Annotated in this window: 19 protein-coding genes and 1 riboswitch; of the genes, 14 read left to right on the forward strand and 5 right to left on the reverse strand. The window is 73.5% G+C overall.

Annotated elements, in window-relative coordinates; translation table 11 throughout:
* Positions 1-110: 110 nt before the first annotated feature.
* A riboswitch (FMN riboswitch) is annotated at positions 111-238 on the forward strand.
* A gap of 189 nt (positions 239-427) precedes the next feature.
* The 9 genes from ACFZB9_RS26815 to ACFZB9_RS26855 all read left to right on the forward strand — a co-directional run bounded on the left by ACFZB9_RS26815 (position 428) and on the right by ACFZB9_RS26855 (position 8,112).
* Entirely contained in the window at positions 428-1,162 is a 735-nt protein-coding gene (locus ACFZB9_RS26815; protein ID WP_391451252.1) for a riboflavin synthase, read from the forward strand.
* The gene (locus tag ACFZB9_RS26820; RefSeq protein WP_391451254.1) at positions 1,159-1,806 is read left to right on the forward strand and encodes a nicotinamide riboside transporter PnuC; all 648 of its coding nucleotides are present in this window, start codon (positions 1,159-1,161) and stop codon (positions 1,804-1,806) included. Before ACFZB9_RS26815 ends, ACFZB9_RS26820 begins: the two co-directional genes overlap by 4 nt.
* Complete coding sequence (locus ACFZB9_RS26825; protein ID WP_391451256.1) at positions 1,803-3,053, forward strand: bifunctional 3,4-dihydroxy-2-butanone-4-phosphate synthase/GTP cyclohydrolase II; 1,251 nt, start codon at positions 1,803-1,805, stop codon at positions 3,051-3,053. Before ACFZB9_RS26820 ends, ACFZB9_RS26825 begins: the two co-directional genes overlap by 4 nt.
* A gap of 109 nt (positions 3,054-3,162) precedes the next feature.
* Positions 3,163-3,636, forward strand: coding sequence for a 6,7-dimethyl-8-ribityllumazine synthase (ribH, locus tag ACFZB9_RS26830; RefSeq protein ID WP_391451258.1), 474 nt, complete (start codon positions 3,163-3,165; stop codon positions 3,634-3,636).
* Between the two features lie 152 nt (positions 3,637-3,788).
* The gene (locus tag ACFZB9_RS26835) at positions 3,789-4,061 is read left to right on the forward strand and encodes a phosphoribosyl-ATP diphosphatase (protein ID WP_327065557.1); all 273 of its coding nucleotides are present in this window, start codon (positions 3,789-3,791) and stop codon (positions 4,059-4,061) included.
* Positions 4,062-4,162: 101 nt separating this feature from the next.
* A complete protein-coding gene (gene hisG / locus ACFZB9_RS26840) occupies positions 4,163-5,008 on the forward strand; it encodes an ATP phosphoribosyltransferase (protein ID WP_391451261.1) in 846 nt (281 codons plus the stop codon).
* Between the two features lie 43 nt (positions 5,009-5,051).
* Complete coding sequence (locus ACFZB9_RS26845; protein WP_391451263.1) at positions 5,052-5,534, forward strand: PH domain-containing protein; 483 nt, start codon at positions 5,052-5,054, stop codon at positions 5,532-5,534.
* A 218-nt stretch (positions 5,535-5,752) separates the two neighbouring features.
* Complete coding sequence (locus tag ACFZB9_RS26850) at positions 5,753-7,075, forward strand: hemolysin family protein (RefSeq protein ID WP_391451265.1); 1,323 nt, start codon at positions 5,753-5,755, stop codon at positions 7,073-7,075.
* Positions 7,072-8,112, forward strand: coding sequence for a hemolysin family protein (locus ACFZB9_RS26855; RefSeq protein ID WP_391451267.1), 1,041 nt, complete (start codon positions 7,072-7,074; stop codon positions 8,110-8,112). Before ACFZB9_RS26850 ends, ACFZB9_RS26855 begins: the two co-directional genes overlap by 4 nt.
* Before the next feature lie 59 nt (positions 8,113-8,171).
* Here ACFZB9_RS26855 and ACFZB9_RS26860 read toward each other — a convergent pair whose 3' ends face one another.
* Together ACFZB9_RS26860 and ACFZB9_RS26865 are read right to left on the reverse strand one after the other, a co-directional pair.
* Positions 8,172-10,208 carry an AAA family ATPase gene (locus ACFZB9_RS26860; RefSeq protein ID WP_391451506.1) on the reverse strand — a complete coding sequence of 679 codons (2,037 nt, stop codon included), beginning with the start codon at positions 10,206-10,208 and terminating at the stop codon, positions 8,172-8,174.
* Between the two features lie 371 nt (positions 10,209-10,579).
* Positions 10,580-11,233, reverse strand: coding sequence for a uridine kinase (locus ACFZB9_RS26865; protein ID WP_391451269.1), 654 nt, complete (start codon positions 11,231-11,233; stop codon positions 10,580-10,582).
* Between the two features lie 232 nt (positions 11,234-11,465).
* Here ACFZB9_RS26865 and ACFZB9_RS26870 point away from each other — a divergent pair, with 232 nt between their 5' ends.
* The gene (locus ACFZB9_RS26870) at positions 11,466-12,635 is read left to right on the forward strand and encodes an acyl-CoA dehydrogenase family protein (RefSeq protein WP_391451270.1); all 1,170 of its coding nucleotides are present in this window, start codon (positions 11,466-11,468) and stop codon (positions 12,633-12,635) included.
* Between the two features lie 161 nt (positions 12,636-12,796).
* On the opposite strand, the gene ACFZB9_RS26875 is transcribed toward ACFZB9_RS26870, so the two are convergent.
* Positions 12,797-13,294 carry a hypothetical protein gene (locus tag ACFZB9_RS26875; protein ID WP_391451272.1) on the reverse strand — a complete coding sequence of 166 codons (498 nt, stop codon included), beginning with the start codon at positions 13,292-13,294 and terminating at the stop codon, positions 12,797-12,799.
* Positions 13,295-13,558: 264 nt separating this feature from the next.
* On the opposite strand from ACFZB9_RS26875, the gene ACFZB9_RS26880 reads away from it, so the two are divergent.
* From ACFZB9_RS26880 to fxsA, 4 genes are all read left to right on the forward strand, one after another.
* Positions 13,559-13,999 (forward strand): Lrp/AsnC family transcriptional regulator, encoded by a 441-nt coding sequence (locus tag ACFZB9_RS26880; RefSeq protein ID WP_391451273.1) that lies wholly within the window; start codon positions 13,559-13,561, stop codon positions 13,997-13,999.
* A gap of 75 nt (positions 14,000-14,074) precedes the next feature.
* The gene (locus tag ACFZB9_RS26885; RefSeq protein WP_391451275.1) at positions 14,075-15,733 is read left to right on the forward strand and encodes an amidohydrolase; all 1,659 of its coding nucleotides are present in this window, start codon (positions 14,075-14,077) and stop codon (positions 15,731-15,733) included.
* A 179-nt stretch (positions 15,734-15,912) separates the two neighbouring features.
* On the forward strand, positions 15,913-17,742 hold the full coding sequence (gene lnt, locus ACFZB9_RS26890) for an apolipoprotein N-acyltransferase (protein ID WP_391451277.1): 1,830 nt from the start codon (positions 15,913-15,915) through the stop codon (positions 17,740-17,742).
* Between the two features lie 58 nt (positions 17,743-17,800).
* Positions 17,801-18,418 carry an FxsA family membrane protein gene (fxsA, locus tag ACFZB9_RS26895; RefSeq protein WP_391451279.1) on the forward strand — a complete coding sequence of 206 codons (618 nt, stop codon included), beginning with the start codon at positions 17,801-17,803 and terminating at the stop codon, positions 18,416-18,418.
* Positions 18,419-18,574: 156 nt separating this feature from the next.
* Here fxsA and ACFZB9_RS26900 read toward each other — a convergent pair whose 3' ends face one another.
* Both ACFZB9_RS26900 and ACFZB9_RS26905 read right to left on the reverse strand, forming a co-directional pair.
* On the reverse strand, positions 18,575-18,949 hold the full coding sequence (locus ACFZB9_RS26900) for an RNA polymerase-binding protein RbpA (protein WP_101384134.1): 375 nt from the start codon (positions 18,947-18,949) through the stop codon (positions 18,575-18,577).
* Positions 18,950-19,251: 302 nt separating this feature from the next.
* Positions 19,252-20,856 carry an FtsK/SpoIIIE domain-containing protein gene (locus ACFZB9_RS26905; RefSeq protein ID WP_391451282.1) on the reverse strand — a complete coding sequence of 535 codons (1,605 nt, stop codon included), beginning with the start codon at positions 20,854-20,856 and terminating at the stop codon, positions 19,252-19,254.
* Positions 20,857-20,977 lie beyond the last annotated feature (121 nt).

The following is a 20,977-nucleotide window of genomic DNA, read 5'->3' on the forward strand; positions in this document are numbered from 1 at the left end:
GCTGAGTGAAAGAGAGCACAGTGCGGCCCTCTCCCGGAGCACTTGCGGATCATGGCACAATGACGAGCAGAACCAAGCAGCAGTACAGAGCAGTGCAATCAGTGACGTTCAGCGCACTCCGGGGTCGGTGAAAATCCGAACCGGCGGTTACAGTCCGCGACCCGTCCGCAGCCAGCGGCCGGTTGACCAGGTGAAACTCCTGGACCGACGGTTAAAGTCCGGATGGGAGGCGTGCGCGACGGATCGAGCGGTGCCGTGGTCCCCTTCCCGGGGTGACCGCGTTTTCTCAGGCAGTGGCGTGGTGCGCCCGCCCCCGTTCAGGGGTGGTGTGTCGACGCGGCGACGCCTGTGCTCCCGTTGGATCCGTGTCCGCTTCCCACGTCTTTGCCGCCCCGGAGTCCGCGCCTCTAGCGCGAGGAGAACCCGGGTGTTCACCGGCATCATCGAAGAGCTCGGCGAGGTCGTCTCCATCGAGGAGTACGGCGACTCCTCGCGGATCCGCCTGCGCGGCCCCCTTGCCTGTACCGGTGCCCGGCACGGCGACTCCATCGCGGTCAACGGCGTCTGCCTGACCGTGGTCGACAGTCCTGAGGAACTCGGCGCCGAGAGCGGCGAGTTCAGCGCAGACGTAATGGCCGAGACACTGCTGCGGTCCAGCCTCGGGGCGCTGCTGCCCGGCTCGCGGGTCAACCTGGAACGCGCGATGGCGCTCGGCGCCCGGCTCGGCGGCCACCTGGTCCAGGGGCACGTCGATGCCACCGGCGCCCTGCTCGGCCGCGAGCCCGGCGAGCTGGACGCGGACGGCAGGCCCCGCTGGGAGGTGCTGCGGTTCTCGCTCCCGGCGGACATCTCGCGCTACCTGGTGGACAAGGGTTCGATCACCGTCGACGGCGTCAGCCTCACCGTGGTGGCGGCCGCCGCGGACAGCTTCACGGTCAGCCTGATCCCGGCCACTCTCGCCCTGACCACCCTGGGTGCCAAGAAGATCGGCGAGCCGGTCAACCTTGAGGTGGACGTCCTGGCCAAGTACGTCGAGCGGCTGCTGGAGTCCCGGGCGATCCCCGGCCTCACCGTCGCCTCCGCGGTCTCCGCGCTCAGCACCGCGCCGGCCTTCACCGCCTCGGACAACGGCTCCGACGAAGCCCCGAAGGACGCCTCGTGAACTGGCTCAACAGCGTCGCCTTCTCGATATTCGGCCAGCGCGTGCTGTGGACCGACATGATCGGCAACCTGCTCGGCCTGGGCGCGCTGGCGCTCGGCTGGCGGCGCTCGATCTGGAGCTGGCCGGTCCAACTCCTCTCCGGCGCCGTACTGTTCGGCGCCTTCGCGACGGGCCACCTGTCCGGCCTGGCCGGCAAGCAGGTGATCGTGATCGTCACCGCGTTCTGGGGCTGGCTCCAGTGGCAGCGCGGCAAGCGGGACACCGGTGAGATCCAGGTCCGGTTCGCCAGTTGGACCGAGCGCCTGCTGCTGGTCGGTGCCACCGCGCTGGCCACCGTGGGCCTGGCGCTGCTCTTCACCCACTACTCCTGGATGTCCTGGAGCCCGTGGTCCGACGCCTACATCTTCACCGGCACGCTGGCCGCGATGGTCGCCCAGGCCCGTGGCTGGGTGGAGTTCTGGATCGCCTGGATCGCCGTCGACGTGGTCGGCGTCCCGCTGGCCTTCAACAGCGGTTACGCCTTCTCCGGCCTGACCTACAGCATCTACTTCGTCCTGGTACTGGCCGGCCTGCGCGCCTGGTGGCTGCGCAGTCGCACTCCCCGTACCGCTTCCGCCCCGACCCTCCAGGGAGTACCGGCATGAGCACCAGCTCCAATGACCTGACCCTCGACCCGGTCGAGCGCGCCATCGCCGACATCGCGGCCGGCCGTGCGGTGATCGTGGTCGACGACGAGAACCGCGAGAACGAGGGCGACCTGATCTTCGCGGCCACCGCCGCGACGCCCGAGCTGCTGGCCTTCACCATCCGCTACACCTCCGGCGTGATCTGCGTGCCGGTCACCCAGGCGGACGCCGACCGGCTGAACCTGCCGCCGATGACCCGGGTGAACGAGGACCGCAAGGGCACCGCGTACACCGTCTCGGTGGACGCCCGCGAGGTGGAGTCCACCGGGATCTCCGCCGCCGACCGCGCCCTGACGGTCCGCCTGCTGGGTGAACCGGCCAGTACCGCTGCGGACTTCACCCGTCCGGGGCATGTCTTCCCGCTGCGCGCGATGGACGGCGGTGTCCTGGTCCGCCCGGGCCACACCGAGGCCGGCGTCGACCTGGCCCGGCTGGCCGGCCTGCCCCCGGCCGCCGCGATCTGCGAGGTGGTCAACGACGACGGCACCATGGCCCGGCTACCCGAACTGGTCGCCTTCGCCCGCGAGCACGGTCTGGCGATCATCTCGATCGAGGACCTGATCGCCTACCGCCGCCGCACCGAGCAGCACGTGGACCGGATCGCGGCCACCAAGCTGCCGACCCTGCACGGCGAGTTCACCGCGGTCGGCTACCGCAACACGCTCGACGGGGTCGAGCACATCGCGCTGGTCGCCGGCGGGCTGGCTGCCGATGGCCGGCTGCCGGACGGCGAGGACGTACTGGTCCGGGTCCACTCCGAGTGCCTGACCGGCGACGTCTTCGGCTCGCTGCGCTGCGACTGCGGCCCGCAGCTGCAGGCCTCCCTCGCGAAGGTGGCCGAGGCCGGCCGCGGCGTGGTGCTCTACCTGCGCGGGCACGAGGGGCGCGGCATCGGCCTGGGCCACAAGCTGCGCGCCTACGAGCTCCAGGAGCGGGGCCACGACACGGTGGACGCCAATCTGGAGCTGGGCCTGCCCGCCGACGCGCGGGACTACAGCATCGGCGCCCAGATGCTCACCGACCTCGGCGTGCGCTCGCTGACCCTGCTCACCAACAACCCGGAGAAGCTCAACGCGCTGACCGAGCACGGACTCAAGGTCAAGGGCCGCGAGCCGATCCCGGTGCAGGCGAGCGAGCACAACCTGGCCTACCTGCTGACCAAGCGCGACCGGATGGGCCACGACCTGCCGTGGCTCGTCGGCTGAACCGGATTCGTCCCACCCGACACCGGATTCGTCCCACCCGACACCAGGTTCGGCCCGCCCGACACCAGATTCGTCCCACCCGACGTACCCGACCGGAAGGAAGACCATCGTGAGCGGCCACGGAGCCCCCGAGATCACCGTCGACAACGCCCAGGACCTGCGGGTCGCGGTGGTCGCCGCCCAGTGGCACACCCAGGTGATGGACGGGCTGCTGGACGGCGCCCAGCGCGCCCTGAAGGAGCTCGGGATCGCGGAGCCCACCGTCCTGCGGGTGCCCGGCACCTTCGAACTGCCGGTCGCCGCCAAGCGCCTGGCCGCGCTCGGCTACGACGCGGTGGTCGCCCTCGGCGTGGTGATCCGCGGCGGCACCCCGCACTTCGACTACGTCTGCGAGGCGGCCACCCTCGGGCTCACCCAGGTCAGCGTGGACACCGGCGTACCGGTCGGCTTCGGCGTGCTGACCTGCGACAACGAGGAGCAGGCGATCGACCGCGCGGGGCTGCCGGGCTCCGCCGAGGACAAGGGCCACGAGGCCGTCACGGCCGCGGTCGCCACCGCGGCCACCCTGCGCGCGCTGCGCTGACGCGCGACCTCGCTGACGCGCGACCTCACCGGGCAGGGCGCCGGCCGTCGAACCGGCGCCCACCTCGGCGTCCACCTCGGTGTCCAGCGGCGTGTCCACCGTGCGGGACGCTTTCCGCCCGCCCCGGGATACCCCGTATGGTGAGAGCCATCATGGCTTCCAAGACATTCGAGGAGCTCTTCGTCGAGCTCCAGCAGAAGGCCGCCACCGGCGACCCCGCGTCCTCCCGTACCGCCCAGCTGGTCGAGCAGGGCGTCCATGCCATCGGCAAGAAGGTGGTCGAGGAAGCCGCCGAGGTCTGGATGGCCGCGGAGTTCCAGACCAAGGAGCAGACCGCCGAGGAGATCTCGCAGCTGCTCTACCACCTTCAGGTGATGATGGTCGCCCGCGGCCTGACCCTCGACGACGTCTACGCCTACCTCTGACCCGCCCCGCGCAGGTCCGACCGGTTCGCCCCGTAGTGCCTTCCGTTACTCCCCGCACCGTTACTCCCCGCACCGCTCCCACAGCGAAGGATTCTCCTCTCATGCTGCGCATCGCCCTCCCCAACAAGGGTTCGCTCTCGGGTCCCGCGGCGGAGATGCTCCATGAGGCCGGCTACCGCCAGCGCAAGGACCCCAAGGAACTGGTCCTGGTCGACCCGGAGAACCAGGTCGAGTTCTTCTTCCTGCGTCCGCGCGACATCGCGGTCTACGTCGGCTCGGGCCGCCTGGACGTCGGGATCACCGGGCGTGACCTGCTGCTGGACTCCGCGGCCGGTGCCGAGGAGGTGCTGGCGCTCGGCTTCGGCGGCTCGACCTTCCGGTTCGCCGGCCCCGTCGGCTCGCCCAAGGACGTCACCGGGCTGGAGGGCCGGCGGATCGCCACCTCCTACACCGGCCTGGTCGAGCAGCACCTGGCCGAGCACGGCGTCACCGCCACGGTGACCAAGCTGGACGGCGCGGTGGAGACCGCGGTGCAGCTGGGCGTGGCCGATGTGATCGCCGACGTGGTGGAGACCGGCACCAGCCTGCGCAACGCGGGGCTGGAGGTCTTCGGTGAGCCGATCCTGGTCTCCGACGCCGTGGTGATCCGGCCCAAGGGCGCCGGTGAGGACCCGCGGATCGAGCAGTTCATGCGCCGGCTGCAGGGTGTGCTGGTGGCCCGCCGCTATGTGCTGATGGACTACGACATCCGGGCCGAGAAGGTTGGCGAGGCGGTCGCCCTGACGCCGGGCCTGGAGTCGCCGACCGTCTCCCCGCTGCACACCGAGGGCTGGGTCGCGGTCCGCTCGATGGTGCTCCGCAAGGAGGCCCAGCGGATCATGGACGACCTGTGGGGGATCGGCGCCCGCGGCGTCCTGGTCACCAACATCCACGCCTGCCGCCTCTGACGTCGCGCTCGACGTTCCGCACGTGACCGGGAGTTCCGCCGCCATGCCTGCCACCACCACCGGCACCGACCGCCCCGACCTGCCCGCGCTGCCGACGGTCTGGGCCCCGCGCCGCAACCGCCTGGTGCTGCTGCCGGCCAGCGCGGTGCTGATCCTGGTCTTCGGCGGCATGGCGGTGATCCTCCCGGCCAGCTGGCAGCTGAACGACCGGATCATGCTCACCATGCTGGGTCTGATCTTCGCCGGGGTGGGCCTGATGCTGGCCCGCCCCAAGGTGCTGGCCGACGCGGACGGCATCACGGTGGTCAACTTCCTGCGCACCCGGCGCCTGCAGTGGGCGGAGATCGTGCGGGTGAACCTGCGCCAGGGCGACCCGTGGGTCACCCTGGACCTGACCGACGGGACCTCGCTGGCCGCCGTCGGGATCCAGCCGGGCGGTGGACGCGAGCAGGCGGTGCGGGCCGCCCGCGGCCTGCGCGACCTCGCCGAGGCGCACGGCGCGGCTAGCGAGCCCACCACGGTCTGAGGCCCGCCCTGGGGCCGGGAGCGTCGCTCGGGGCACCCGCGGACCTGCCAAGGTTTCGAACAGGTATCGTTTAACCTGGTAAAGGCAGGGCAAAACCGCCCTTGCCCTGTGGGCCCGCGACCTGAGGAGTGACTTTCCCCCTCGATGGACGATCCGTCCGGTAGTAGTACCGCCGCCTCTCTCCTGAAACCCTGGACCGATCGAGAGCGGGCGGCGCTGTGATCACCGCCTGGCTGCTCCTGGGGGCGGCCCTTGTGCTGATTCTCGCCAATGGCCTCTTCGTGGCGGCCGAGTTCTCCCTGGTCACCGTGGACCGCAGCGCGGTCGAGCGGGCCGCCCAAGGCGGCGACCGCCGAGCGGTGGGCCTGCGCAAGGCCTTGCGCCACCTCTCCTTCGAACTGTCCGGCGCCCAGCTCGGCATCACCGTCACCTCCCTGGTGGTCGGCATGCTCGCCGAGCCGGCGCTGTCGGTGCTGCTCGGCCCGGTGCTCAGCGGGGTCGGCGTGCCCGCCGGGGCCGCCACCGGCCTGGCCGTGGTGCTCGGCATGCTGGCCGCCACCGTGGTGCAGATGGTGATCGGCGAGCTGGTCCCGAAGAACTGGGCGATCTCCCGTCCGCTCCAGGTGGCCCGGGCGCTGGCCGGTCCCCAGCGTGCCTTCTCCGCGCTGTGCCGACCGCTCATCGCCGGCCTCAACGGCAGTGCCAACCGCCTGGTGCGCTCGCTCGGCATGGAGCCCGCCGAGGAGTTGGAGCACGCCCGCACTCCTGGTGAACTGGCCTTCCTCGCCCAGCACTCGGCCAAGGCCGGGGCGATAGAGGAGGACGCCGCACTGCTCTTCGTGCGCACCCTGAGCCTGGCCGAGCTGACCGCGCAGAGCGTGATGACGCCCCGGGTGGACGTCGCGGCGCTGCAGCGCGACGCGACCGCCGCCGACGTGGTCAACCTGACCCGGGCCACCGGCTTCTCCCGCTTCCCGGTCTACCAGGACAGCCTGGACGAGGTCACCGGGACGGTCACCCTCAAGGACGCGCTCGGCGTCCCGCCGGAGCGCCGCGCCGAGGTCAGGATCGGCGAACTGGCGGGCGCGCCGCTGCTGGTGCCCGAGACCCTGCCCGCCGAGCAGCTGCTCGACCAGCTGCGCCGCCGCCAGCCGATGGCGATCGTGATCGACGAGTACGGCGGCACGGCGGGCGTGGTGACCCTGGAGGACATCGTCGAGGAGATCGTCGGCGAGGTGCGCGACGAGCACGACCCGGGCACCACCCCCGAACTGCTCGCGGTGCCGCCGGTGGGCGGCCGTCCGACCTGGCTGGCCGACGGGCGGGCCCGGATCGACCAGTTGGAGACCATCGGCCTGAACGCCCCGCACGGGCCGTACGAGACGCTGGCCGGCCTGCTCGCCGACCTCCTCGGCCGGCTGCCCGCGCCCGGTGACCAGGCCGATCTGCCCGGCTGGGAGCTGACCGTGCAGGCCGTGGACCGGCACCGCACCAGCCGGGTGCGCCTGGTGCGCCTGCCCGAGGAGGGGGAGCAGAAGTGATCTTCCTGCAACTCTTCGCCTCGGTCCTGCTGCTGCTCGGCAACGCCTACTTCGTCGGTGCCGAGTTCGCGGTGATCTCGGTGCGCCGCAGCCAGCTCGAACCGCTGGCCGACGCCGGTGACAAGCGGGCCAGGACCATGCTGGGCGCGCTCTCGCAGGTCTCGGCGCTGCTGGCCGCCGCCCAACTGGGCATCACGGTCTGTTCGCTGCTGCTCGGCGCGCTCGCCGAGCCGACCATCGCCCACCTGCTGGAGGGCCCGTTCCAGGCGGTCGGGATTCCGGCGCTGCTGGTGCACGGGGTCTCCTACGCGCTGGCGCTGGCCCTGGTGGTCTTCCTGCACATGGTGATCGGCGAGATGGTGCCGAAGAACGTCGCGCTGGCCGCTCCGGCGCGCGCCGCGCTGCTGCTGGGCCCGCCGCTGGCCCGGCTGGCGCTGCTGCTGGCGCCGCTGATCCGGTTCCTGAACGCCTTCGCCAACCTGGTGCTGCGGGCCTTCAAGGTCGAGCCCAAGGACGAGGTGGAGTCGGTCTTCACCGCCGAGCAACTGCTCTGGATCCTGGCCGAGTCGCGTGCGGCCGGCCTGCTGGCCGAGGCCGAGCAGGAGCGCCTGGAGGACGCGCTGGAGCTGGGTCACCGCCCGGTCCGCGAGGTGCTGCTGCCCTTCGACCAGCTGGTCACGGTCGACCCGACGGTCACCGTCCGCCAGCTGGAGCAGCTGGCGGTGGCCACCGGCTTCTCCCGGTTCCCGGTGCTCGACGCGGAGCAGCAGATCGTCGGCTACCTGCACATCAAGGACGTGCTGGAGCTGGAGGACCGGCAGGCGCCGGTGCCGGTGCGGCTGTGGCGGCCGGTCACCGTGGTGGGGGAGCGGATGCCGCTGGACGACGCGCTCACCGCGATGCGCCGCGCGGCCGCCCACCTGGCGGCGGTCACGGCGGCGGACGGGCGCACGCTGGGCCTGGTGACGCTGGAGGACGTGCTGGAGGAGCTGGTCGGCGAGATGCACGACCCGGACCACCGGCACGCCATCGCCTGACCGTTGCGGGCCGGACCGGCCACTGACGACGGGGCTGATCCGGGCCGAGCCCGCCCGGGTCAGCCCCGTCCGTCGATCAGCTCGCCGTAGGCCTGCACCAGGTCGGGCAGCCGCAGCGTCGCCAGGTCCTCCCGGCTCGGCCGCTCGCGGGAGAGGGTCAGCCGCAGGTCGCGGTAGGCGCAGGACTTCTCATAGAGGGTCCGGATGAACCGCCCGTTGCCGAGCTCGTCGATCCAGCCCTCGCCGACCACATGGGCGCAGATGCTGGCCAGCTCGTCCGCCGCGTCCTCGTCCCAGCCGTCGCCGACCCGGGCGGCCAGCGCGCTGCCGATCGCGGTCAGCTCGGCGGGGCGGTAACTGGGGAAGTCGACGCGGGTGGTGAAGCGGGAGTTGAGCCCGGGGTTGGCGGCCAGCAGGCGGTTCATCCCCTCGGGGTAGCCGGCCAGGATCACCACCAGCCGGTCCCGGTTGTCCTCGGCCCGCTTGAGCAGCACCTGCAGCGCCTCGTCGCCGTACGCGTCGCCCTTGCTGTAGCCGGAGTTGGCCAGGCTGTACGCCTCGTCGATGAAGAGCACGCCGTCCAGCGCCGAGTCGATCAGCTCGTTCGCCTTGACCGCGGTCTGGCCGAGGAACTCGCCCACCAGGTCGGCCCGCTGGGCCTCCACCAGGTGGTCGCCGGAGAGCAGGCCCAGGGCGTGGAAGACCTGGCCGAGGATCCGCGCCACCGTGGTCTTGCCGGTGCCGGAGGGTCCGGAGAAGACGAAGTGGCGCTTGGGCGGCTGCACCGGCAGGCCCTGCTCGGCCCGCAGCCCGGCCATCCGCAGCTGCGCGGAGAGCGCCCGGACCTGACGCTTCACCGGGTCCAGGCCGACCATCTGCTCCAGCGCCGACAGTGCGGCGTCCAGCCGCCGCTGTCCGGCCGCCGGGCCCTGGGCAGCACCGGCGGCACCGGGGGCCCGGCCCTCGCGGGGCGCGAGCGGCTCGCCCCGGCCGCCCTCCGTGCCGGCGCCACTGCTGGTGCTCGCACCCTCGCCACCGCCGCCATCGGTCCCACCGCCGTCGCCGCCGCCCGTCCCGCCGGACCGCTCGGCCACCGGCCGCTCGGTCACCTGGAGCGGCCCGGCGTCGGGCTCGTCCGAGTAGCCGCCGTCCTCCGGGGCGCCGCCGGCCGGCCCGGCGCCCTCCAACTCCCCGCCGCCCGGAAAGCCGGCCTCCGGGCAGCCGCTCTCCGGCCAGGGCACCTCGCCGTAGCCACCCTCGCCGAACGCCGTCTCCAGCACCCCGCCGGTCCCGGCGATCAGGTCCAGCGCGGTGGTGTCCACGCCCGTCGACTCCTCCGCCAGGCCCTCCCCGGCGCCGAACGCGGGCAGCTCCTCCAGCAGCCCGAGGCCGTCCTCGGCGGCGATCGCCGCCAGCCGGGCGGCGGTGTCCATGAAGGCCGGGTCGGCCCGGTGCACCGAGCGGTAGAGCGGCAGCGCGGCCGCGCTGCGCCCGGCGCCCTCGTAGGCCCGGGCCAGCCAGTAGCGCAGCTCCTTGCGCTGCGGCTGCTCGGAGCGGCAGCGGGCCAGCGAGGCGGCCAGCGGGGTCTGCGCCTGGGCGCACATGTCCAGGCGCACCCGGGCCATCCCGCCGAACAGTCCGGCCTCGATGCCGAGCAGCGGGTCGTCGAGCAACTGGTCGGTGTCCCTGATGAGTTGCTCCCAGTCCTTGAGCAGGTAGGAGCGGCAGGCGTGCAGGAAGCGCACCGAGGGGTCCTGGTCGGCGGGCGGGCACTGGGTCATCGCGCGGTCGAGTTCGGCCAGGTGCCGCCCGTCCAGCCAGTGCGAGGCGTGCGCCAGCGCGAGGTCCCGCTGGTCCTCCAGGACCGGTTGCACCCACCAGCCCAGCCAGTACCAGGAGCTGAGCGGACGCTGGTGGCGGCGGCGTTGCTCGCCGAAACGTTTCTTGTGGCGGTACATGGCGAGCAGTGCGCCCGAGGTGTCGCAGCGCAGCGCGTGCAGGCCGAGCCAGGCGTCGGCCATGCTCGGGTCGAGCCGGACGGCGGTGCGGAACTCCTCCTCGGCGCGTGCGTAGGCGCCGGCCGTGTAGGCGTCCATCGCCCGCAGCCAGGCCCGGTCGGCGGGCCCGTAGGGCCCGGTGCCGCCGGAACGGTCAAGACTGGTCACTCACGCCCCCCGTGGTGTGCACCGAGGCCCGGTCGTTGGCGGGTCAGCGCCGTGCACCCCGGACGTAGCTGCGCCTGCCCGGAATCGTACCCGCGTGGCGCTGATCCGGAAGAGTGCCGTGCAAGTCCAAAACACTGGTACGCGTTGACCGTTGGCGTACTGACGGTTTGCTGCGGTGTCTGTTCGGGACCATGCCCAGAGCGGGGCGCCGGAAAACAGCGCGGCGCCTCCGGCTCACGGGGGAACGAGTCGGAGACGCCACGTCTAGTTGCGAGATCAACAATCTCGCTCCGTAGGAAAACCTAGTTCCTTCGGCTGTCCCCGGTCAAGCGACCGCTTAGCAGGTCGCCCAAGCGATCACCGGGCGCGGTCACGGCTGGTGGGAGCGGTTCACCGGTGTGCCCGTCCACCAGCAGGTCCGCGTACGGACGGCTCGGGTCGGCGGCGAAGTGCGTGTTCTCGGCGCTCGACCAGTGCTCCCAGAAGTCGGCCAGCTCCGGCCCGTCCCGGCGCAGTCCGCGCGCCCTGGCGTCGGCGGCGGGCAGCTCCATCCAGATCAGCGCGGCCAGCGCCGGCCGTACCGCCCGCCGCCCGGCGCCCACGCCCTCCAGCAGCACCACCGGAGCGGGAGCGATCTCGCGCGCTCCCCGGAAGCGCCGGGCACCCCAGTCATAGGCCTCGAACCGGGCGGTCGCCCCCTGGGCCAGCGGCGTCAGTACCCACTCCCGCAGCCGCCCGGTCCAGGCGAAGAACTCCTGATGGGTGGCCAGGTCGTCCAGATGCACCACCGGTGCGCCGCCCAGCGCCCCGGACAGCCGGCCGGCGAAGGTGGTCTTGCCGCTGCCCGCATGGCCGTCCACGGCGACCAGCCGCACCCCGCCGCAGGACGGTGGCAGCGCCCGCAGGCGGTCGGCGAGGGCGGCGAGTTCGGGGCCGTGGCCGTGCGGGTGATCCATGTCGCTACTGTACGGGCGCTGACCTGTGCCTTTGGGCCTGATGGCCGATTGTCGGCGGGAACCGGCGAGGGCGAAACGGGAGGGTCGTGACGGATTGCCCTTGATCGGGCATACTCGCTTGGCCAGACATGTGAACGCCCGTTCACCGCGACCCGGTCGCGGGGGTTCACCGAGCTCCCCCACCACGCGCCCGACGGACACCCCGGGGCCCGACCGAGGAGGCGACCACCTCATGAACGCCGCACCCCCCAAGCCCGTGGAGCGCCGGCTGCCCAGCGACGAGGCCAGGGAACTGCTCGCGCTGACCCGCGACCTGGTCGACCGCGAGCTGCGGCCCCGGGCAGCCGAGGACGAGGCGGCCGGCCGCTTCCCGCGCGAGGTGTTCCGGACCCTGGGCGATGCGGGCCTGCTCTCGCTGCCCTACGCGCAGGAGCACGGCGGGGGCGAGCAGCCGTACGAGGTCTACCTCCAGGTGCTGGAGGAGCTGGCCGCCGGCTGGCTCGCGGTCGGGCTCGGGGTCAGCGTGCACACCCTCTCCTGCCACGCGCTGGCCGGCTTCGGCACCGAGGAGCAGCGCAAGCGCTGGCTGCCCGGGATGCTCGGCGGCGCCCAGCTCGGCGCGTACTGCCTCTCCGAGCCGCAGTCCGGCTCCGACGCCGCCGCGCTGCGCACCCGCGCCGACCGCTCGGCCGAGGGCGGCGACTACCTGGTGCGCGGCACCAAGGCCTGGATCACCCACGGCGGCCGGGCCGACTTCTACAGCGCGCTGGTGCGCACCGGTGAGGACGGCCCGCGCGGCATCAGCTGCCTGCTGATCCCGGGCGACGCGCCGAACCTCTCGGCCGCGCCGCCGGAGCACAAGATGGGCATGAACAGCTCGCCCACCGCCCAACTGCACTTCGACGGCGTGCCGGTAGCCGCCGACCGGCTCATTGGCGAGGAGGGGCAGGGCTTCCAGATCGCGCTCGCCGCGCTGGACTCGGGCCGCCTGGGCATCGCGGCCTGCGCCATCGGCGTGGCCCAGGCGGCGCTGGACCTGGCGGTCGAGTACGCGGGCAACCGCAAGCAGTTCGGCCGCCCGATCGCCGACTTCCAGGGCCTGTCGTTCATGCTCGCCGACATGGCCACCCAGATCGAGGCCGGGCGCGCGCTCTACCTGGCCGCCGCCCGCCGCCGCGACGAGGGCCTCGCCTTCTCCAAGGAGGCGGCGATGGCCAAGCTCTTCTGCACCGACGCCGCGATGCGGGTGACCACCGACGCCGTCCAGGTGCTCGGCGGCTACGGGTACACCCAGGACTTCCCGGCCGAGCGGTACATGCGCGAGGCCAAGGTGCTGCAGATAGTGGAGGGCACCAACCAGATCCAGCGCCTGGTGATCGGCCGTCACCTCACCCGCGGCTGACGCCGGTTCGGCCCGGGGCCGAACCAGCACGGGCCGGAGCCGTATCGCAGGCCCTGTCCGACCATTCCCGCCGGGCGCGAATTGTCGGACAGGACCTTGATCCGACCCCGGCCCGACGCGCTGCTCCGCTGCGGCCCAACTCGCCTGTGCGGGCCGCCCGATCAGCGTCGTACCAGGCCGCCCAGCGGCGCCTGGCGCATCGGCGGGACCTGCGCCGGGGCCGACGCGATGCGCTGCAGCGGCAGCGAACCGGGCCCGCCCACGTGCGAGAACGGCTGGGTGCGCCAGTCGAGTTCGGCCGGCAGGGTGAGCAACGCGTCCAGCGTGTCCAGCGCGTCGGCCGGCGCGGCGCCGGGCTCGGGCGCGCACTCGGCCAGGTCCTCGGCGGGCAGCCCCGAACCCGCGCACAGCGCGGGGGAGAACGGGTGCCAGGCGGTCCGCAGCACCGCGTGCTGCGGCAACTGCTCCTCGTCGCCCAGCAGGGCGATCGGGCGGTCGCACTCGGGACAGTGCACCCGGATGATCTCCCACGTCTCGGCCTCGCCCGGGTCGGTGCCGGGGATGTGGCCGAAGCCCGGGGCGAGATCGTCGCCCTCCGGTTCTTCGTGCGAGATCGGAATGCTGTCGGCGCCGACGGCGCGCTGCTCAGCTGCAGGCATGTGATCCCCCTTGGATCTGGCCGGGCCAACTCGGCCGGGCCACCAGCAGCCTTTCCCTGTCACGCCGACTCATAACCCTGCAGGTCGGCGCAGGGTGATGCACCCCGGTGTGGCCTTCGCCACATTCCGCTGGCATGTGCCACCCACCGCGACCCGGAGCGCCCGCGCCGCACCGCCGCCGGCCGCGCACCCCGCCGCGGGCCGTCGTCCGCCGGCGCCGTCCTTGTCCGGCGCGCGCCGGGCTTTCGGGTAGGTTTGCGCCTTGTGGAGGATCTCGATCAGCGCATTGTCCAGCTGCTCGTCCAGGACGGGCGGATGAGCTACACCGACCTGGGCAAGGCCACCGGCCTGTCCACCTCGGCCGTCCACCAGCGGGTCCGGCGCCTGGAACAGCGCGGGGTGATCCGCGGCTACTCCGCGATCATCGACCCGGATGCCGTCAACCTGGCGCTGACCGCGTTCATTTCGGTCAAGCCGTTCGATCCCAGCGCCCCGGACGACGTGCCCGAGCGGCTCGCCCCACTGCCGGAGATCGAGGCCTGCCACAGCGTCGCGGGGGACGAGAACTACATCCTCAAGGTGCGGGTCGGCGCCCCCGGCGACCTGGAGGACCTGCTGGCCCGCGTCCGCAGCGCGGCCGGCGTCTCCACCCGCACCACCGTGGTGCTCTCCACCCCGTACGAGGCACGGCCGCCCAAGCTCTGAGCCCGTCGGCGCGGCGGGCCGCATCGAAGGGGGCGCTGTCCAGAACCCGGACAACTCGGGTGCAGACTGTCCCCCATGACCGAACGCACCTCCCGCACCGTGCTGCTGCGCGGCGGCACCGTCTACAGCCCGGCCGACCCCTTCGCCACCGCGATGCTGATCGAGGGCGAGCAGATCGCCTGGGTCGGCAGCGAGGGCGCCGCCGACGCCTACGCGAGCGTCGCGGACGAGGTGGTCGACCTGGCGGGTGCACTGGTCACCCCGGCCTTCGTGGACGCGCATGTGCACGCCACCGCCACCGGGCTCGCGCTCACCGGCCTGGACCTCACCGACTGCCCCTCGCTGGCCGAGGCGCTGGCGCGGATCGCCGACTTCGCCCGCGGCGCCGAGGGCGTGCTGATCGGCCATGGCTGGGACGAGACCCGCTGGCCGGAGGGCCGCCCGCCGACCCTGGCGGAGCTCGACCAGGCGGCCGGCGGCGCCCCCCTCTACCTCTCGCGCACCGACGTGCACTCCGCGCTGGCCACCAGCGCGCTGCGGGCCCGCACCCCGGGCCTGGCCGAGCTGTCCGGCCACCACCCCGCCGCCCCGCTGCGCGCCGACGCCCACCACGCCGTGCGCCGCGCCGCGCTCGACCAGCTGACGGACGATCAGCGCCGCCAGGCCCAGCTGGCCACCCTGCGGCGGGCCGCCTCGCTCGGCATCGCCGCCCTGCACGAGTGCGCGGGACCGGAGATCTCCTCCGAGGGCGACCTGGCGGCCCTGCTGGCGCTGGCCGCCGAGGAGCAGGGCCCCGAGGTCTACGGCTACTGGGGCGAGCTGAGCGAGCGCGGCGGCGTGGAGCGGGCCCGTCGGCTCGGCGCGGTCGGCGCCGGCGGCGACCTCTTCGTGGACGGCGCCTTCGGCTCCCGCACCGCCTGCCTGCACGCCCCCTACGCCGACGCCGCGCCCGCCGACGGGCCGGCGGCTGCCGGCGGTGAGGTCCCGCGGACCGGCACCGCCTACCTGACGGCCGAGCAGGTGGCCGACCACGTCACCGCCTGCACCGAGGCGGGCCTGCAGGCGGGCTTCCACGCGATCGGCGACGCCGCGATCGACGCGGTGCTGGCCGGCGTGCGAACGGCCGCCGACCGGCTGGGCCCGGCCCGGGTCAAGGCGCTGCGCCACCGGGTCGAGCACGCCGAGGCGCTGGACGACAAGACGATCGCGGCCTTCGCCGAGCTCGGCCTCACCGCCTCGATGCAGCCGGCCTTCGACGCCGCCTGGGGCGGCGGGACGGGCATGTACGCCCAGCGGCTGGGCAGCGAGCGGGCCCGCGCGCTCAACCCGTTCGCCGCGCTGCTGCGGGCCGGAGTGCCGCTGGCCTTCGGCTCGGACGCTCCGGTCACCGCGCTGGACCCGTGGGGCACGGTGCGGGCCGCTGCCTTCCATCAGACCCCCGAGCACCGGATCTCGGTGCGGGCGGCCTTCGCCGCGCACACCCGGGGCGGCTGGCGGGCGCTGGGCCGCGACCAGGAGGGCGTGCTGGTCCCCGGCGTACCCGCCACCTACGCGCTGTGGCGCACCGGCGAGCTGGTGGTCCAGGCCCCTGACGACCGGGTGGCCGGCTGGTCCACCGACCCGCGCTCCGGCATCCCCGGCCTGCCCGACCTCACCCCGGGCACCGAGCTGCCGGCCTGCCTGCGCACCGTGGTTCGCGGCCGGACCGTGTACGAGCGTGCACTCTTGGGCTGACCTGCGGATTTTCAGACAACGGTGACTACCGGTCGGCGCCGCCCGGCGGGTACCGTCGTGCCGAACCCGCAGCGTCCGCCCGGCCGGAGCCGTCGGTTCCGGCCGGGCCCCGCACGGCTCTGATCCCGTAGCAGTCCGATCCAGCACAAGTCCGATCCAGCCAGAGAGATGGTGCGCAGGTGGCATTGCCCCTCGACGAGGCTCCGCACGCCCTTGACCCGGAGCCCGGGAAGAGCACGCCGCAGGAGCCGCGGCCCGCGCCGGCGGGCCGACTGCAGCGCCTGCGCACCAAGGTGCGCGGCGGCTGGCGCCGCAGCGCTGTGGCCGCGGCGGCCGGGCTCGCGCTGGCCGCCGCGTTCCCGCCCTACGATGTCTGGCCGCTGTCGGTACTGGCGGTCGCCGCGCTGTCGCTGCTCACCCGCGGCCGCACCTTCCGGCAGGGCGCCTGGACGGGCTTCGCCTTCGGCCTGCCGTTCTTCCTCTGGCTGCTGGACTGGATCCGGGTGATCGGCCCGGACGCCTGGGTGGCGCTCTCCGCCATCGAGGCGCTCTTCCTCTGGGCGCTGGGCGGCGGCCTCGCGCTCACCTCGCGGTTGCGCTGCTGGCCGCTGTGGGCGGCCTGCCTGTGGGTGACCGAGGAGTGGGCGCGCGACCGGCTGCCGTTCGGCGGCTTCCCGTGGGGCCGCTTGGCCTTCGCCAACACCTCCAGCCCGTTCACGCCGCTGGCCGCGCTCGGCGGCGCGCCGCTGGTCACCTTCGCCGTGGCGCTGACCGGCACGCTGCTCGGCTACCTCGCGCTGCCCTGGCTGCGCCGCCTGGCCGCCCGCCGCGCCGCCCCGGCCGTCGAGCCGGCTGCCCGCCAGGCCGCCGAGCCGGCCGTCGACCAGCCGGCCGACCAGCCCTCCAGCCAGAGCGGCCAGAGGGGCCGGAGCGGCGAGCCGGTGGCCCCCGCCGCCGCGCCCCGACCCCGCCGCCGGGTGCTGCTGCCGGTCGGCGCGGGCGCCTGCGCCGCGCTCATCGTGGTCAGCGGCTACGCCGTCCCGGTGCCCACCACCTCCAAGGACACCGCCAAGGTCGCCGTCATCCAGGGCAACGTCCCGCACCCCGGGATGGACTTCCTGGGCCGCCCGATGCAGGTCCTGGACAACCACGCCGCCGAGACCGAGGCACTGGCCGCGAAGATCAAGGCCGGCCAGGCGGCCCAGCCCGACCTGGTGATCTGGCCGGAGAACTCCTCCGACCTCGACCCCTACAGTGACCCGCTGGCCTACGAGCGGATCACCCAGGCGGTGCGCACGATCGGCGTCCCCACCCTGGTCGGCGCCCTGGTGGACGGCCCCGACGCCCAGCACGTGCAGAACGAGGGCATCGTCTGGGACCCGATCAGCGGCCCCGGCGCGCACTACACCAAGCAGCACCCGGTCCCGTTCGGCGAGTACGTGCCGTACCGCTCGGTGCTGGCGAAGGTGATCACCCGGTTCCAGCGGGTCGCGCACGACTTCTACCCCGGCAAGGGCACCGGCGTCATGCAGCTGGGACCGGCCCGGATCGGCGACGTGATCTGCTTCGAGGTCGCCTACGACGAGATCGTCCGGGACACCGTCAACGACGGCGGCCGGGTGCTGGTCGTGCAGACCAACAACGCCACCTACGCCCGCAGTGGGCAGCCCGACCAGCAGCTGGCGATGTCCCGGCTGCGGGCGGTCGAGCACGGCCGCGCCGTGCTGATCGCCGCGACCAGCGGCATCAGCGCGATCATTCGCCCGGACGGCAGCATCGAGAGCCGCACCAGCGAGCTGACCGCGGCCTCGCTCAGCGCCGACGTGCCGCTGCGCGACGGCAAGACGCTGGCGGACCGGCTGGGCGCGGCGCCGGAGTGGGCGCTGGCCATCATCGGGCTGCTGGCCTGCGGCGCCGCCGTACTGATCGAGCGCCGCCGCCGACCGGGCACCGGTTCGGCGGCCGGAACACAGCCGACCGCCGAACCGTTGTCCACGGTGGCGCCCTGAGCGCTCGGGAGCGGCCCGAGTGGCGGGCGGGGGCGCCGCGATGGAGTGGACTCGTACCGTGACCCAGCACGTTGACCCGACCCGCGTTCCCGGCCGGCCCGGGGCCCCGAGCCGCCGCCGCGGCCGCCTGCGCCGAGTACTGCCGCTGCTGGTGGCCGCCTGGCTGGTGCTGGAGATCTGGCTGGTCATCCAGGTGGCGTCGGTGACGGGGTGGCTGGTGGTGCTGCTCCTGCTGCTGCTCGGCGTCATGGTCGGCGGCCGGCTGATCAAGCGCGCCGGGCTGAAGGCGCTGCGGGCGGCCTCCGCCTCTTTCGAGCAGGGCGCGGTGCCGCCCTCGGGCGCGGCCGAGACGGGCACCAGCCTGACCGTGCTGGCCGGGCTGCTGCTGATCCTGCCCGGCTTCCTCTCCGACCTGATCGGGCTCACCCTGCTCCTCCCGCCGACCCGGGCGCTGTGGCGGCTGGCCGGGCGCCGGGCCGCGGTCCGGGTGCTGCGCACCCAGGGCGGCGGCGACCCGCTGGCCGAGGCGCTGCGCCTGCAGGAGCAGATGCGGATCCACCGGCCCGACGGCAAGATCGTCCAGGGCGAGGTGGTCGACCCGGCCGATCAGCCGGGTGCCCCCGGGCCGACCTGGCGCCCGGGCGACGGCGACCAGCGCCCGCCGCTGGGCCACTGAGCTCAACCTGACGGCCGGCCGGCACTGTTGACGGCCGGCCGTCCTCGACGGGCCGGCACCGTTGACGGAGAGCTGGACGGGCGGCCGGGGAACCGGACGGGAAACGCTTGGGCCCCGATCCGGATGGATCGGGGCCCAAGCGTTCGTGCACTCGTGTCAGGCGCTCTTACGGGTGTCCCGCGGGTGGACCGCAAGGTTCATCCCGCCGGAGCGGAGCACGGCCAGCCGCTCGGCCAGCACCTCCTCCAGCTCCTCGCGTGTCCGGCGCTCCATCAGCATGTCCCAATGGGTCCGGGTCGGCTTGGTCTTCTTCTCCTCCGGCTCGTCACCGTCGAGCAGGACGGCCTCGGTGCCGCAGAAGCGGCACTCCCACACCGAGGGGATCTCCGCCTCGACGGAGAAGGGCACCTCGAACCGGTGTCCGTTCTGACATGCGTACTCGACGGTCTGGCGCGGAGCCAGGTCAATGCCACGGTCGGTCTCGTAGCTAGTGGCGCCGAGTCGCGTGCCTCGGAGAGCTCGCTCGCTCATGAATCGTGCCTCCAGGGCTTATGGCCCACAGGACTAGTTGGGGTCGCTGTCTTCGTCGTTCGGTCAACGCTCGACTTGCGACGAAGATTCCCGTCCCGGGACATGCGTCGTCTGTCGTGCCGCCCCTGTTTGTACCCATCTCCGTCCGATTTGTCACATCTGGACTGGGTTATCACCCTGAGTGTCACGAAATTCGCGCCCAGTGACCGAATCGGCTTTCTTACCGTGTGAAGGACGGCTTGCCGGAGCGTATCGGTGCGCTTGCCGAATTGGCCATTCGGCCAGCTCATCCGGCTGCCGGTTCAGCGCGGGTTGCCCAGCCCCGCCTTGCGCAGCTCCACCCGGGGCGCGGTGGCCCCGGCGGCCGGCTCGGCGGCGGGTGCCGCCTGGGGCTGGTGCTGCGGCAGTGGTGGAGCGGCCGCCTCGATCCGGGTGTCGCGGTGCGGCAGCAGGGCGATCACCGCGTCCCGCAGCCGGGCCGGCGCCTCCTCGTCCAGCGGGTCGACGGTGGCCGGCACCTGCAGGCGGACCGGCGGCTGGCTGCCGATCCGGGCGTAGCCGCGCCCGGGCGGGGTGTGCGTGGCGGGAACCAGGTCCAGCGGCACGCCGAGCGCGAGCCGAAGGTCCTGCGCGCCGTGGCCGCCGAGCACCACCCGGGCCCGGGCGGCGGCCCGCACGGTGGGCGAGATCCGGTCCACCGCCTCGATCGCGTCCACCACCACCACGGTGACGCGGGCCGCCCGGCCCTGCCGCAGCGGCAGTTCCAGCAGCCCCTGCGGATCGGGGTGGCCCTCGGCCTGGGCCAGCTCGGACAGCTCGGTGGGGTGGTCGAGCAGCAGCCACAGCGGGCGGGTGGCGTCGGCCGGTGCGGGCTCGCCGTGGTAGCGGGCGGCGTTCAGTGCGGCCAGCCGGCGCTCGGTCTCCCGGGCCGCCCAGTCGAGCGCGGCCAGCGCGCCGCGCAGGCTGGTCTCCACCGTGTGCACGCCCGGCCGGTTGACCAGGCAGGCGTGCTCGCCGGTGCCCGCACCGTCGATCACCAGCACGTCGCCGTGGCTCAGCGCCTGCAGGGCGATGGTGCGCAGCAGGGTGGAGGTGCCCGAGCCGGTGGAGCCCAGGGCCAGCAGGTGCGGTTCACCCGAGCGGGCCCCGGTGCGCCAGATCACCGGCGGCTGGTGGCCCGAGCCGCCGTCGTGGCTGACCGGGATCATCCGCTGGGTGGCCTGCGGGTCGGTGAAGCCGAGCACGATCTCGCCCGGCGTGGTCACCCAGGTCTGCGCGGGGACGTTGCCGGGCAGCGGGGCCAGCGCGGTGATCTGCAGGCGGCTGCACTCCAGGTCCCAGTCGAAGCGGTACTCCCGGGCCCGGCCCGCCTTGGCCTGCACCACCTGCTCGATGCGCGCCCGGGCGGCGGGCTCGGTGTCGGTGAAGTAGGCCGGATAGCCCATCTCCAGCGCGGCGAGCCGGCCCTCGGCGTCGAAGGACCAGCCCGCGAAGGCGTCCTGGTACCGGCCGTCGGGGCGGTAGAGCGGGCAGACGTCGTCCGGCGCGGCCAGGTAGGGGGTCAGTGCGGCGTAGAGCGCGGGCAGCTTGACGTCGGCCGGGTCGGGCTCGGGGGCCGGGGCGGGCTTGCGCTCGCGGCCGCTCCAGGCGGCGCTGGCCACCAGCGCGACCACCGCGAAGAGCGGGCCGTGCGGCAGCAGCACCACGCCGATCAGTCCGGCGACGGTGAGCAGCAACGTCGGGCCGCGCCGCTCCTTGGGGGTGGCCTGCCAGCGGGACCTGGCCCAGTCGGTGTGCCGGCGCAGGCCGCGCGCGATCAGCGTGAGCGGCGCGAACATGTCGGCGGCGTGGTCGCCCGCGGTGCGGGCGAGGTCGCGGCCGCGGGTCAGGTGGCGATTGAGGGACATGGTCCTTTGACTCCCCGGGCGATCGGACGGACTGGGCGGCGGGACGGCCGCGACTGGCCGCGGGCGGGCGGCGCGCTGGCGGCGGTCCGGGGCGGTGGGACCCGCGCCCGGACCGCCGCCG

The organism is Kitasatospora sp. NPDC008050, from assembly GCF_042957465.1.
Taxonomy (GTDB): Bacteria; Actinomycetota; Actinomycetes; order Streptomycetales; family Streptomycetaceae; genus Kitasatospora.

What these genes read in the sequence shown, in the direction of transcription:
- ACFZB9_RS26825 (WP_391451256.1), top strand. Translation starts at nt 1,803, where the DNA reads ATGAGCACCAGCTCCAATGACCTGACCCTCGACCCGGTCGAGCGCGCC.
- ACFZB9_RS26835 (WP_327065557.1), top strand. Translation starts at nt 3,789, where the DNA reads ATGGCTTCCAAGACATTCGAGGAGCTCTTCGTCGAGCTCCAGCAGAAG.
- hisG (WP_391451261.1), top strand. Translation starts at nt 4,163, where the DNA reads ATGCTGCGCATCGCCCTCCCCAACAAGGGTTCGCTCTCGGGTCCCGCG.
- ACFZB9_RS26845 (WP_391451263.1), top strand. Translation starts at nt 5,052, where the DNA reads ATGCCTGCCACCACCACCGGCACCGACCGCCCCGACCTGCCCGCGCTG.
- ACFZB9_RS26860 (WP_391451506.1), bottom strand. Translation starts at nt 10,208, where the DNA reads ATGGACGCCTACACGGCCGGCGCCTACGCACGCGCCGAGGAGGAGTTC.
- ACFZB9_RS26865 (WP_391451269.1), bottom strand. Translation starts at nt 11,233, where the DNA reads ATGGATCACCCGCACGGCCACGGCCCCGAACTCGCCGCCCTCGCCGAC.
- ACFZB9_RS26870 (WP_391451270.1), top strand. Translation starts at nt 11,466, where the DNA reads ATGAACGCCGCACCCCCCAAGCCCGTGGAGCGCCGGCTGCCCAGCGAC.
- ACFZB9_RS26875 (WP_391451272.1), bottom strand. Translation starts at nt 13,294, where the DNA reads ATGCCTGCAGCTGAGCAGCGCGCCGTCGGCGCCGACAGCATTCCGATC.
- ACFZB9_RS26885 (WP_391451275.1), top strand. Translation starts at nt 14,075, where the DNA reads ATGACCGAACGCACCTCCCGCACCGTGCTGCTGCGCGGCGGCACCGTC.
- ACFZB9_RS26900 (WP_101384134.1), bottom strand. Translation starts at nt 18,949, where the DNA reads ATGAGCGAGCGAGCTCTCCGAGGCACGCGACTCGGCGCCACTAGCTAC.
- ACFZB9_RS26905 (WP_391451282.1), bottom strand. Translation starts at nt 20,856, where the DNA reads ATGTCCCTCAATCGCCACCTGACCCGCGGCCGCGACCTCGCCCGCACC.